This is a genomic window from Pseudomonas sp. SIMBA_041 (assembly GCF_046535095.1).
Taxonomy (GTDB): Bacteria; Pseudomonadota; Gammaproteobacteria; order Pseudomonadales; family Pseudomonadaceae; genus Aquipseudomonas; species Aquipseudomonas mucoides.
Window position 1 is genome coordinate 69,701 of the sequence record NZ_JAWRXJ010000015.1, and the last position, 12,977, is coordinate 82,677.

8 protein-coding genes are annotated in these 12,977 nt (G+C 59.0%); 4 read left to right on the top strand and 4 right to left on the bottom strand.

What is annotated here, in order from left to right; genetic code table 11:
- Positions 1 to 341 precede the first annotated feature (341 nt).
- The 3 genes from SB725_RS28395 to SB725_RS28405 all read right to left on the bottom strand — a co-directional run bounded on the left by SB725_RS28395 (position 342) and on the right by SB725_RS28405 (position 6,451).
- Complete coding sequence (locus SB725_RS28395) at positions 342 to 4,010, bottom strand: translocation/assembly module TamB domain-containing protein (RefSeq protein WP_027925076.1); 3,669 nt, start codon at positions 4,008 to 4,010, stop codon at positions 342 to 344.
- Positions 4,007 to 5,734: an autotransporter assembly complex protein TamA gene (locus SB725_RS28400; RefSeq protein ID WP_027925075.1), complete on the bottom strand. Its 1,728-nt coding sequence runs from the start codon at positions 5,732 to 5,734 to the stop codon at positions 4,007 to 4,009. The genes SB725_RS28395 and SB725_RS28400 overlap by 4 nt, the downstream gene beginning before the upstream one ends.
- 66 nt (positions 5,735 to 5,800) lie before the next feature.
- Positions 5,801 to 6,451: a GNAT family N-acetyltransferase gene (locus tag SB725_RS28405; protein ID WP_027925074.1), complete on the bottom strand. Its 651-nt coding sequence runs from the start codon at positions 6,449 to 6,451 to the stop codon at positions 5,801 to 5,803.
- A 294-nt stretch (positions 6,452 to 6,745) separates the two neighbouring features.
- Here SB725_RS28405 and xthA point away from each other — a divergent pair, with 294 nt between their 5' ends.
- The 3 genes from xthA to SB725_RS28420 all read left to right on the top strand — a co-directional run bounded on the left by xthA (position 6,746) and on the right by SB725_RS28420 (position 10,459).
- On the top strand, positions 6,746 to 7,558 hold the full coding sequence (gene xthA / locus SB725_RS28410) for an exodeoxyribonuclease III (protein ID WP_027925073.1): 813 nt from the start codon (positions 6,746 to 6,748) through the stop codon (positions 7,556 to 7,558).
- Positions 7,559 to 7,752: 194 nt separating this feature from the next.
- A complete protein-coding gene (locus tag SB725_RS28415) occupies positions 7,753 to 9,093 on the top strand; it encodes a substrate-binding domain-containing protein (RefSeq protein WP_059182569.1) in 1,341 nt (446 codons plus the stop codon).
- Between the two features lie 139 nt (positions 9,094 to 9,232).
- Entirely contained in the window at positions 9,233 to 10,459 is a 1,227-nt protein-coding gene (locus tag SB725_RS28420; protein WP_410922912.1) for a hypothetical protein, read from the top strand.
- A gap of 68 nt (positions 10,460 to 10,527) precedes the next feature.
- Here the strand turns inward: SB725_RS28420 and SB725_RS28425 are convergent, their stop codons facing one another.
- Positions 10,528 to 11,757 carry an acyl-CoA dehydrogenase gene (locus SB725_RS28425; RefSeq protein ID WP_027925071.1) on the bottom strand — a complete coding sequence of 410 codons (1,230 nt, stop codon included), beginning with the start codon at positions 11,755 to 11,757 and terminating at the stop codon, positions 10,528 to 10,530.
- Positions 11,758 to 11,910: 153 nt separating this feature from the next.
- Between SB725_RS28425 and SB725_RS28430 the strand changes: the two genes are divergently transcribed.
- Complete coding sequence (locus tag SB725_RS28430) at positions 11,911 to 12,840, top strand: LysR family transcriptional regulator (RefSeq protein WP_027925070.1); 930 nt, start codon at positions 11,911 to 11,913, stop codon at positions 12,838 to 12,840.
- Positions 12,841 to 12,977: the final 137 nt, after the last annotated feature.

A 12,977-nucleotide genomic window follows, 5' to 3' on the forward strand; every position in this document is an offset into this window, starting at 1 on the left:
AGATGAGTAAAAAAACATCAAAACGTGTCAACTTACCCCACTACAAAACAATAACAAATAATAAAAAAATAAAATCCAAACTGACAGCCAAACCCCTAGACATCAATAGCCTCAACACCTGAAGCGATCAAACCCTCATCAGCACACGCCTCACAAAAAAGACAAACAGACAGTTTCCCACAAGGAAACATCCACTCGCCCTACGAGAACAACAAAGTTAATCCCTCAAACCGCGACAACTTTTCTTATTCCTTATAGTGAATATCCCCACACACTAAAACCTCCCTCCTTACTTCACATTGTTATTACATGAAGAGGAGGGAGCATTTGAAGTTCTTAAATCAAAAATCCCGCTTGTAGAAGATGTCCAGCGAACTCGCCACGCCGCTCGCCGCTTCGAGGTAGACCTTCTTGCTCAGCTTGTAACGCAGGGCAATGGTGTTGGCCGGTTCAAACACGCCCACGCCATAACGCAAACTGAGTTTCTCGGAGATATTGCCGCTGGCCACGACGCTGGTGGCAGTGCCGCTGCCCTCGGTGTCCAGTTGGAAATCCTGGATTCCCAGCTCTTTGGCCAACCCGCCGGTCACCCCGGAACTGCCCATTAAACCCAAGCCAAGTGCAGCCTGGGCGAGCATGTTGTTGTCTTCGCCGTTGCTGCTCAGCGGGCGCCCCAGCACCAGATAGGACAAGGCCTGTTCCTGGCTCATGGCCGGTTCGGAGAAGATCTGCGTGGTCGGCTGCTCGGCACTGCCGCTCAGGCGAATACCGGCGATCACGTCGTCAGTCTGGCGAATCGCCTCGACGTCCAGGTACGGCTGATCGAGCGGGCCGGCAAACAACAAGCGCGCCCGGCGCACGGTCAGGCGCTGACCGTAGGCGCGATAACGTCCGTCGTTGAGCCACAGTTCGCCGCGTGTGTCCAGGTTGTCGCCGATGTGCACATGCCCCTGCACATTCGCGGTCAGGCCAAACCCGGCAAAGCTCAGCTTGTCTTCGCCCACCACCACATCAATGTCCATCTTCATGGCCAAGGGCGGTTTGCCTTCTTCGGTCTGTTGGCCGACGATCACTACGTCATCGGAGATTTTTACCGTGGAAGGCGGCAACTCGCGAATGGTGATCTCGCCTCTGGGCACCAGCACTTTGCCGGCGATCGCCAACTCATCGCCCTTCATCGAGATTTTCAAGTCCGGCGCGACTTCCAGCTTGGCGTACGGCTCGACCGTCACCGGTAACTGCGAGCCCTTGAGCGCCAGGTCCACCACCAGCGCCTGTCCCCAGGCAATGTTGCCGTTGAGGGTGCCCTGCCCGGCCTTGCCGCTTTTCCAGTCGCCATTCAATTGCACGGTTTCACCGACAATCACTGCTCTCAGTTGCAAGGCGTGCAGCGCCATCGGCAGTTCCGCCCCGGAGACTTCACCGTCGCTGAGCAGCAGGCTGCCGTTGACCTGCGGCGCCAACAGGCCACCGGAAATCGTGCCGCTGCCATTCAGGCGCCCGGTGAGCTTTTCGACCATTGGGACGAACGGCCGCGCCACCGACAGGTCCAGCCCGCTCAAGCGGAACGAACCGGTGAGCGGTTTGTTTTTCGGCAACGGGTTGATCTGCGCCTGCACCATCAGTTCGCCCAGTTTGCCGCCGACGAAGTTGAGATCAGTGTCGATGCGTTTCGGCGTGAGTTTGCTGGTGAGTTTCAGCGTCTGGTACGGGAAGTCCAGCCACTGGTCCTTCTCCTTCATGCGCAACGTGCCGCCGCTGGCGTCGATGCTGATCTGGCCGTTCGGGCCGCTGGCCGGCAGGTCCAGTTGCAGGTCGGCGTTGAGGCTGCCCTTCCAGGCGAAATCCTTCGGCAGCCACTGCGCCAGGCTTTCAATCGGGAATTGCTTGAGGTGGAAACGCAGCTTCGGCTCCGGCATTAAACGCTGGTCTTCACCGCACAGGCTGGCCGGGCCGGACATCCAGCAGTGGGCGCCGAAATTGATTTTGCCGTCCGCCAGCCGCTCCAGTTTCGCCGGGCCTTGCAGCTTCCAGTCTTGCCCACCGGTCTGGATATCGCCGCTGGCCAGGCGCCCGCGCCAGTTGCCTTTGTCCAGCGCACCGTCGAGACCGAGCGCCAGTTTCAGCTGCGGGCCTTGCAGGTCGAGGCTGAGTTTCTGGTGTTTGATGTCACCCTGGCCACTGGCGGTCAGCGTACCCAGTGAGGTTTCACCGGCCTGAATGCCGCTGCCCTTGAGGTCGATTTTCGCCCGTTGCGCGCTGTCGAGGGTGGCGTCGAGGTTGAGGCTTTGCAGGCGATTGTCGTCGAACGCCAATTGCGTGCCTTGCAGCCCGAGCTTGCCTTGCGGCGCTTTGAGCGTACCGGCGACATCGATGCGGCCGTTCAGTTGCCCCCGCAGTTGCGGCCAGAGCTGGGCCAGACGCGGCATCTTGATGTCGATCTGGCCGGCAAGTTTCTGTTGCAGGCTGCCCTTGCCGTTGATGCTGTTGTCGCCGAGGCGGATTTGCAGCGCGTTGAGGTTCCATTGCTCGCCGCCGCCATCCGCCTTGGCCTGGATTACGGCGGGTTGCCCACGCAGTTTGCCTTTCAGGTCGAGGTCGGCAGTGAGGCTGAGTGTGTCATTTTTCATCTCGCCTTTGCTGCGTAGCGGTCCGGCCAGTGTGCCCGGCAATTCCGCCACCCAGTACGCCGGGTTGATCGCCGACAGGTCGAGCGCGGTGTCCCAGGCAATGCCGTCGGCGAATTGCAGGTTCAGGTGCCCTTCGGCCTTGCCCTGCCCGGCCTGGAGCTGGATTTGTTGCAGGTAGATTTTCGTCAGGTCGCCGCTGAACGGGCTGTTCAGCGTGAAAGCGCCAGCCGGTCCATCCGCCGCTGCCTGGAAGCTGCCGAGGTACTTGCCGTCGGTGTAGGAGATGTCACCGTTGAAGCTGCGCAACGCCACTTCCGGTTCGTCGATCAGCGGATAGAGGCGGTGCCACGGGAAATCCAGCCAGGCGATTTTCGCGTCGGCGCTCAGGCCTTTGCTCCAGTCGAGGGTGCCGCTGAGCTTGAGGTTTTGCTTGTCGTTGGCGGTGAGGTCGAGGGCGGCGATCTGGGCGCCGTTGGCGTCGACCTTGCCTTGCAGCAGCAACGCGACCGGGCCTTGTTCGGCGGGCAGCGTGGCTTTACCGAGCAATTGGTAACCGTTTTTCAGATCGCCGTCGCCGGTGAGTTCCAGTTGATTGAGTTGCAGGGTGTCTGGCAGGTCGGCGGCGGGTTTGAAGCCGTCGGCGGTGATGCGTACCTTGGCCGGCAAGTTGTCCGCCAGCGGTTGCAGCTCGCCGGTCAACTGTCCGTTCAAGTAACCGCTGCTGTCGGCTTTCAGGTTCAGGGTTTTCAGCAGGTCGCCGTCGACCTTCAGCGCCAGCGTCCAGGGCGCGGGGGCTGACAGGGTCAGTTGACCTTCAACCTTGAGCGGCCAGTTGCCGGTGGGTTGCAGCAAGCCGGAGAGGTTCAGGCTCAGGTCATCGCGCTGCAACTTCACCGAGTCGATCTGCATCCCTTGCGCGGTCCAGTGCGCCGCCAGTTGCAGGCCTTTGAGTGCTTCACTGCCGTTGAACAGCAGGCTGCCGATCTGCACATCACCCAGTTCGATGGCCAGGGGTAGCTTCAGATCCGGAAGGCTGATCGGCCCGCTGCTTTCTTCTTCAGCACCGGGCTGAAATTGCAGGCTGACTTGATCAGCCTTCACTTGCTCAAGGCACAACGTCATGCGTGTCAGGCACAGCGGCGACCAGGCGAAAATCACCTTGCTCAGCTCAACCCGGCTGGTGTCTTGCTGCCACAGCACATGATCGGCGCTCCACTGCCCGCCCAAACGGCCCTGGAAATTCTCGACGGTCAAACCCGGCACGAAGCCCAACGCCCAGCGACTGCCCGTGGCCGTGCCCAGCACCGAGGCGATGCTCAGGACAACCAGCATCAGCAGCGCCAGAATCGCCAGCAGCGTTATTTTCAAACCACGATTCACAGCTCAGGCCCCATGGAAAAGTGCAGCCGAATGCCGCCGTCATCGTCCAGCGCGTGGGCCAGGTCGAGGCGGATCGGCCCCACCGGCGAGACCCAACGCACGCCGATGCCTACCCCGGTCTTGAGGTTTGGCAGTTCGAGTGTATTGAAAGAGTTGCCCTGGTCCACGAAGGTCGCGACCCGCCACTTCTCGGCGATGGAATATTGGTATTCGGCGCTGGCCGCGACCATGTAGCGCCCGCCAATGCGGTCGCCCTCGGAGTTCTCCGGGGACAGGCTTTGATAGTCGTAACCGCGTACGCTCTGATCGCCACCGGCGAAAAACCGCAGTGACGGCGGGACTGAGCTGAAGCCATTGGTGGCGCTGCCGCCCACCTGTACCCGGCCTAGAAAGCGGTGTTTGTCAAAGACTGTGGTCAAGCCTTTCACCAACGCGGTGCCGTAGAGCAAGTTGCTGTCTGAGCCCAGGCCTTCTTTCGCCACTTTGGACTCGAATTGCAGGCGATAGCCGTTGTGCGGGTCGATGCGGTTGTCACTTTTCAGGTAGGAATAGCTGACGCCGGGCATCAACAACGTACTCAAACCCGAGTCGTCGCCCAGGGAGTAATCCTCACGCTGCCATTTCAACGACACCACGCGCTGCCAGCCACTGGGCAATTTGCTGTGCCATTCCGGGCCGATGGTCAGCAGCTTGCTGTGGGTGTCGGTGCCGGCGATGTCTTCGTTCTGGTAACCACCGGCAAAACGCAGTTTATCGGTCAACGGCGGGTCGAGCGGGATGTCGTAGAACAGCCCGACGTTTTGCCGGGGCGCCGACAGCTCGGCTTCCCAGCCATAACTGTGCCCCTGCGGATTGACCCAGTGTCGGGTCCAGTTGGCCTTGACCCGGGGACCGACGTCCGTGGAATAACCCAGGCCCAGGCCCATGGTTCGCGGCTTGCGCGTTTCGAGCTTGACCTCCACCGGGATCACGTCGTTCTTGGACGCCGTCGGTGCCGCATCGACGCGCACACCTTCGAAATAGCCACTCGATTGCAGCGCCTGGTTGAGTTCGGCGATGAGTTCGGAGTCATAAGGCGCGCCTTGCTTGAACGGCACCATGCGTTGCAACAGGTCTTCGTCAAACGGCGTGTCGCCTTCGAAACTGACCTTGCCCAAGGCGTAGCGCGGGCCGCTTTCGTAGATCAGTTCGATATCGGCCACGCCGGCACGCGGGTCTACCGATAATTTCTGGCGGGTGAAGTGGCCGCTGAAAAAGCCGAAGCGCGAGGCTTGATTCTGGATCAGGCGCTTGGCGTCTTCGTAGTGGCCATGATTGAGCACCGCGCCGGTTTTCAGCGACGCGCCCTGGGGCACACGAAAGGATTTGAGGGAGGCCGCCGGGCCGTCGACGCGAATCGTGACAGTGCGCAGGTGCACCGGCTCACCGGGATCGATGTTGAGCACCAGGCGCGGCGTCTTGCCGCCCTTCACATCGCTATCGATCTGCGGCTGGTAATACCCCAAGGCCTGGGCGGCCTTGCGCGCCTGATCCTCGGCGCCACGACTGAAGCGCAGCAACGCTTCTTCGTCACGATCGCCGAGGTTGCCGATATAGCCCTCTATATTGGCTTTCAGTTCATCGTTGGACGGTTTTATCCGCACATCCAATTCACTTTGCGCCAGCGCCGCGCAGCTGGTGAACAGCATCAACGCGCCACTGGTAATTCGTCCTGGAAATTTCATAGGCGCGGATGCTATCACGAGCTTGGGAGCGTGATAGAGCCTCGCATGGCGTTAAAGTTCTACCGTTTATGCCGTTGCGGTTTGCAACACCTGCGGATTGGCGTGAAAAAACACGTGTTCGCGAATCGGTCCTACCGCGACCTCGCCGATTTCCTCATAACCCTGACGCTTATAGAACTCCAGATAGCGAGGATTCCCCGTGTCGAGGATCACCCCCTGGGAGGTTTCATCGACTGCGCACCAGTTATGCACCGCTTGCAGCAGTTGTTCGCCGAAGTGTTTGCCCTGGAATTGCGGGTGAATCCCCAGCAGCGGCAGCACGTGGACCGAATCACTCGGCACGCAGGCCGCGACGGCGGCATGGTAATCGAGGTAGCGACGGGTGCAGCGAAACCCGGTGCTGAGCACCATGCGCAAACGCCAGGCCCAACTTTCGGTGATACCCAGGCGTCGTTGCGGCGGCGCGATCAGCGCGATGCCGATCAAACGGTCATTGACCAGCAGGCCGATGGCTGGCAAATCCTGAAGGAAATGCTGTTTGACCAATTCACGCACGGTAGCCCGCACCCGATGTTCATAACCGGGACGTTCGGCCTCGAACAGGTAACCAAAGGTCGGCTCGTGCCGGTAGGCGTGGTACAGCAGGGAGCGCGCTTCGTGGGCATAGCCGCTGTCGAGCATGTGAATGTCGGCGATGGCGGTCGAGGTTTCAGGCATAACGGTTGATCTCCCCGGTACAGCTCAAATGGCTGTGCTCTTCTTGGTACGAGCCTATCGGTGCTGACACAGTTCCCTACTGATCGATATCAGTGTTGACTGTGATGACGCCATCGCTAGCAAGCTCGCTCCCACAAAGGTATAGACCAGACTCGGACGATAGGAGTGAGCCTGCTCGCGATAAGGCCCGCATCAGCGATGAAAGACCAACCGCCGAACACGAATCCCCTCACCCTACACTGGCCCGATTCCTACATGTCAGCTAGCATCGCCCTTTTGCCAGGACTGCCGACCATGAAGATCGTCTCCTTCAACATCAACGGGCTGCGCGCTCGCCCGCATCAGCTGGCGGCGCTGATCGAAAAACACCAGCCAGACGTCATCGGCCTCCAGGAAACCAAGGTTCACGACGACCAGTTCCCGCTGGCCGAGGTACAGGCGCTGGGCTATCACGTTTATTTTCATGGGCAGAAAGGCCATTACGGCGTCGCCCTGCTCTCGCGCAAAGAACCGCTGGCCCTGCACAAAGGCTTCGCCACCGATGAAGAAGACGCTCAGCGCCGCTTCATCTGGGGCACGTTCGCCGACGCCAACGGCGTGCCGGTGACGATCATGAACGGCTATTTCCCACAGGGCGAAAGCCGCGACCACCCGACCAAGTTTCCGGCCAAGGAACGCTTCTACAGCGACCTGCAGCAACTGCTGGAAAGCCAGTTCAGCAACGATCAGCCGGTGGTAGTCATGGGCGACGTGAATATTTCCCCGGAAGACTGTGACATCGGCATCGGTCCGGACAATATGAAACGCTGGCTGAAAACCGGCAAGTGCAGCTTCCTGCCGGAAGAACGCGAGTGGATGGCCCGCCTGAAAAACTGGGGCCTGGTGGACAGTTTCCGCCACCTGAACCCGGACGTGGCCGACCGTTTCAGTTGGTTCGACTACCGTAGCCGTGGGTTTGAAGACGAACCCAAGCGCGGGCTGCGGATCGACCTGATCATGGCGTCCCATGGCTTGTTGCCACGGGTCAAGGATGCTGGCGTGGATTACGACCTGCGAGGGATGGAGAAACCCTCCGATCATGCGCCGATCTGGCTTGAATTGAGCTGATATCCAAATCTCAACACAATCCCCTAAATGTAGGAGTGAGCCTGCTCGCGATAGCGGCTGTACATTCAGCATCTTTGTTGACTGACAGTCCGCTATCGCGAACAGGCTCACTCCTACATTAGATAACTGTCATCTTTCGGAAATCTTACTGACTTATTCTCCCCGCACTTTCTTTGGTTTTTTAAGGTGCGGGCATGACGCTGCGCGTTTTGTTTCTATGGATGCTGTGCGCCGGCCTGCCCCTGACGGCATCGGCCGCTGATTTACCAATCTCCGCCAATGGCCCGGTGCTGCGCATCCAGGGCTCTAACACCATCGGTGCGGCATTGGGCCCGGCGTTAGTCGAGGGGCTGTTGCGCGAACAGGGCCTGCTCAAGGTTCACAGCGAAGCATCGGACACCGCGAACGAACTGCGCATCGTCGGCGAAACGGCACAAGGCCGTCGCGTTGTGGTGGAGGTGGCAGCGCACGGCTCCAGCACCGGCTTCACCGCGCTGAAGAATGCCAATGCCGACCTCGCCGCCTCTTCGCGTCCGATCAAGGACAGCGAAGTGGTGGACCTCGAACCCTTGGGCGACTTCAAAAGCCCCGACGCCGAACAAGTCATCGCCATCGATGGCCTGGCGATCATCCTTCACCCGCAAAACCCGTTGAACCAGCTCAACACCGAACAACTGGCGCGAATCTTCAGTGGCGAAGCCAAAACCTGGGAAGAGCTCGGCGGCAGCGGTGGCGCGATTCATGTCTATGCGCGGGATGACCAGTCGGGCACTTACGACACGTTCAAGGAATTAGTCCTCAGCCGTCGTGGGAAAACCCTGAACGGCGCCGCGAAACGCTTCGAGTCCAGTGAACAATTGTCTGACGCCGTCAGTCTTGACCCGCAAGGTATCGGCTTCATCGGCCTGCCCTATGTGCGCCAGGCCAAAGCCGTGGCAATCGTCGATGGCCAATCCCAGGCGATGTTGCCGCTTAACAGCCTGATCGCCACGGAAGACTATCCGTTGTCCCGCCGGCTGTTTTTCTACCTGCCGCCCCATGGGAAAAACCCATGGGCCGAGGCCCTGGCGGTGTTCACGCAAAGCAGCAAAGGCCAGGCGATTGTCGCGGCCAACGGTTTTATCGCCCAGACGGTCCAGGCCATCACGGTCACGCCGAATGCGTTGATGCCGGAGGGCTATCAGGCACTCAGTCGTCACGCGCAGCGGCTGTCGGTGAATTTCCGCTTTGAAGAAGGCAGCGCAACGCTCGACAACAAGGCGCAACAGGACCTGACGCGGGTGCTCGACTATATAAAGCAGCATGACAAAACCAACCGCGAGGTCACGCTGGTCGGGTTTGGCGATGCCAAGAGCGATCCGGCACGCGCCGATCTGCTGTCGAAGCTGCGGGCGATGGCGGTGCGGCGAGAACTGGTGAAAAGCGGCGTGGTGTTTCGCGAGATTCGCGGCTTTGGTGCGGAAATGCCAGTGGCGGCGAATAACGCGGATGAAGGGCGGATCAAGAATCGACGGGTTGAGGTTTGGGTTTACTGAATCACACCGGCGCCCAACGCCACAAAACCGGCCTGTAAAGATACTAAAACTGATATTTCCTACAGGTTCACTTTGTTGATGGCAGTCGCTTAATGGTGGCATCCCGATCAAGGGTTTCTCACCAGAAAGGAACGCTGACATGACAAACCCCACTCAAGCGCCAATACCGTTGTCAAAGTCTGGTGATCTGGATCAGTCCTTTGGTTTTCTAGGCACTGTGCCGGGTCCTGCCAACGGCACTGTTCATTCGATTGTCTCTTCGGACAACGGCACGCTGACTTACGCCATCGAGGACGGTGTAGCATTTCAAATCCGCAGGAACCTCATCAATGGCGGTCGAGATACTGCATTTGGTGACGACGGTATTGTGACGGGACAGTTTGAAAGTGGCAGAAGATCCAAACCCTGCCGACTGATACTTCAAGAGCAAAAAATTCTGGTCATCGGCGATATTCTCACTGACCAAGGAAAACCAGGAGCACCGGCAGTTTTACGTCTCAATGACAGTGGCAGCCCTGACCTTGTTTTCGGCACCGTACAGTTGCCCCCTCCTGCATTCTCCTCAAATTACGATTCGACTGACGGATGCCTCCAGCACGACGGCAAAATCGTCGTTCTGACCCAGAAGATTGATGCCTCGGGTGTTGGCAATTTGGGGCAACTGACACGCTTGAAAAAGGATGGGAGAGGCGATAACAGTGACGGGATTGATCGCGATTTCGGTGAGCAAGGCAACGTCGAGATCAGTTTTGGCGAGCACCTCAGCCGAATGATTAGCGTGGTTATACAACCGGACAGCAAAATCGTTGTCGGTGGCCATTACGTCACGGCAAGTGCTTCCGTCTCCCAAATTGTGCTGGCGCGGTTTGACATTAACGGCACACGCGACAAGAGTTTTGGCAACGACGGATATGTGCGGTTAGGACCTGAAGACGGCCGGTATGAATTGGGTCAGTTGATCGTTCAGGCCGACGGGAAGCTGCTTTGCGCGGGTATGACCGGGCGTTCTGCAGCCCTGTTGATGCGATTTGACACCCATGGAAAACCTGACCAGACGTTTAACGGAGGTCAGGAATTACGTACGGAGCTAGGTCATCAAAACGCGAATTGGAGCGCACTGTCGATTCAGCCCCACGACGAAAAAATTGTCGTGGCAGGTTGGACGCCCGGGTTCCCCTCTTCAATGTTTTGGGGAAGGTTATTGCCTGACGGTACTTTTGACACAGGTTTTGGTAACACGGGCTGGATTAAATCATCAGTGCCGGGCACCCCGTATTCTGTGACCATTCAGGAACGCGGGAGGATCATCGTTGCAGGCAGGCGAGAAAACGCGTTTATGTCCGTCGTCTGCGGTGTGCAGGGCTGACAAACCTCGCGATAAAGACTCCCGGGACGCCAGCAGCGAAGCCGTCTGCTGGCGTACTCAAGGTTTTGTCAGTGCCCGCTACGCATCATTTCTTTCGGCACATACTTGCCAATCTCGAATTTGCCAATCGCCGCACGGTGCACTTCGTCCGGGCCGTCGGCCAGGCGCAGGGTGCGCTGCATGGCATACATGTAGGCCAGCGGGAAATCGTTGGAAACCCCTGCCCCGCCGTGGATCTGGATCGCCCGGTCGATAACGCGCAAGGCCACGTTCGGCGCGACTACCTTGATCTGCGCGATTTCGCTCTTCGCCACTTTGTTGCCCACGGTGTCCATCATGTACGCCGCTTTCAGCGTCAGCAGCCGTGCCATGTCGATTTCCATCCGCGAGTCGGCGATCTTGTCGATGTTGCCCCCCAGGCGTGCCAACGGCTTGCCGAATGCGGTACGGCTGACCGAGCGTTTGCACATCAATTCCAGCGCGCGCTCCGCCATGCCGATCGAACGCATGCAGTGGTGAATCCGGCCTGGGCCCAGGCGACCCTGAGCGATTTCGAAGCCGCGTCCTTCGCCCAGCAGGACGTTTTCGTACGGCACGCGGACATTTTCGAACAGTACTTCGGCGTGGCCGTGCGGCGCGTCGTCATAACCGAACACCGGCAGCGGACGGACGATCTTCACGCCCGGGGTATCCACCGGCACCAGAATCATCGAGTGCTGGGCGTGGCGCGGCGCATCCGGATCGCTCAGGCCCATGAAGATCAGAATCTTGCAGCGTGGATCGCAGGCGCCTGAGGTCCACCATTTCTTGCCGTTGATGACCCACTGATCGCCATCACGCACGGCGCGGGCGGCCATGTTGGTCGCGTCGGAGGAGGCAACATCCGGCTCGGTCATGGCGAACGCCGAGCGGATTTCCCCGCGCAACAGCGGTTCGAGCCAGCGTTGTTTCTGTTCTTCGTTGGCGTAGCGCACCAACACTTCCATGTTGCCGGTGTCTGGCGCGGAGCAGTTGAACGGCTCCGGGCCCAGCAACGAACGGCCCATGATTTCGGCCAGCGGCGCGTATTCGAGGTTGGTCAGGCCGGCGCCGAGTTCGGACTCAGGCAGAAACAAATTCCACAGACCTTCGGCCTTGGCCTTGAGTTTGAGTTCTTCCATGATCGCCGTCGGCTGCCACCGATCGCCTTCGGCAACCTGGCGCTCGAACACGGCTTCGGCGGGATAAACGTAAGTGTCCATGAACGCGGTTACGCGCTCACGCAGTGCCTGAACCTTGGGCGAATAAGCGAAATCCATGAGCATTTACCTTCTTGGGCAGAGGTTGTTTTTGGTCATGTATCGATGCTAGAACAGCGTTGATAATTTACCTAGCCTATTCTCGGCGTGTATTAACATTCATCACCGATATATGATCGGGTGATTGAGAACCAACAATAAGAGTGCAGCGCAATGAATCTGAGCAAGGTCGACCTCAACCTTTTCATCGTCTTCGACGCGATCTACACCGAAGCCAACCTGACCCGTGCCGGGCAGATTGTCGGCATTACCCAGCCCGCCGTCTCGAACGCTCTGGCCCGCTTGCGCGAGACCTTCAACGATCCGTTGTTTGTGCGCACTGCCCAAGGCATGGTGCCGACGCCCATGGCCCAGAACATCATCGGGCCGGTGCGTAACGCCCTCTCCCTGTTGCGGGTGTCGGTGCAGGAAAGCCGCATTTTCAACCCGTTGCAAGCGGTCAAGACGTACCGCATCAGCATGACCGACCTCACCGAAGCGGTGATCCTGCCGCCACTGTTTCAGCGCCTGCGCCGCCTGGCGCCGACGGTGATCATTGAAAGTTTCCTGTCCAAGCGCCGCGAAACCACCAAGGAACTGGCGGCCGGGCGTCTCGACTTCGCGGTGGATGCGCCGCTCAATACTGACCCGCAAGTGCGCCACGTCAAGTTGATGGAAGACCGGTACGTGTGCGCCATGCGCAAGGGCCACCCAATGGCGGGCAAAGAGAAATTCACTCTGGATGATTATCTGTCGCTGACCCACATCCATATTTCCAGCCGCCGCAGTGGTCTGGGGCATGTCGACCTGGCACTGGGGAAAATGGGCATTCAGCGCAAAATCGCCCTGCGCTCCCAGCATTACCTGATGGCCTCGCAAGTATTGCAGCAGACCGACATGGTCATGACCGTGCCGGAGCGCTTTGCCCGTCGCAATGACTTGCACGCCTTCAGCTTGCCGGTCAATGACGTGCCGCCGGTGGAAACTCATCTTTACTGGCACGAAAGCACTGACCAGGACCCGGCGAACCGCTGGATGCGCGAGCAGATGATCGAGTTGTGCCAGCAGGTGACGGCGCATGAGAAGAAGCTTGAAAAGGTGTAGGACTTGATACCGAGGTGCTCCCATCGCGAGCAGGCTCACTCCTACAGGGGATCTACGGTGACTAGTCAATCTATGTCTGTGCAGAGATCTCCTGTAGGAGTGAGCCCGCTCGCGATGAGGCCCTTAAGAAAACCATA

Excerpts from the sequence above, each read along its gene's own strand:
- SB725_RS28400 (WP_027925075.1), bottom strand. The coding sequence starts at position 5,734 with ATGAAATTTCCAGGACGAATTACCAGTGGCGCGTTGATGCTGTTCACC.
- SB725_RS28405 (WP_027925074.1), bottom strand. The coding sequence starts at position 6,451 with ATGCCTGAAACCTCGACCGCCATCGCCGACATTCACATGCTCGACAGC.
- xthA (WP_027925073.1), top strand. The coding sequence starts at position 6,746 with ATGAAGATCGTCTCCTTCAACATCAACGGGCTGCGCGCTCGCCCGCAT.
- SB725_RS28415 (WP_059182569.1), top strand. The coding sequence starts at position 7,753 with ATGACGCTGCGCGTTTTGTTTCTATGGATGCTGTGCGCCGGCCTGCCC.
- SB725_RS28420 (WP_410922912.1), top strand. The coding sequence starts at position 9,233 with ATGACAAACCCCACTCAAGCGCCAATACCGTTGTCAAAGTCTGGTGAT.
- SB725_RS28425 (WP_027925071.1), bottom strand. The coding sequence starts at position 11,757 with ATGGATTTCGCTTATTCGCCCAAGGTTCAGGCACTGCGTGAGCGCGTA.
- SB725_RS28430 (WP_027925070.1), top strand. The coding sequence starts at position 11,911 with ATGAATCTGAGCAAGGTCGACCTCAACCTTTTCATCGTCTTCGACGCG.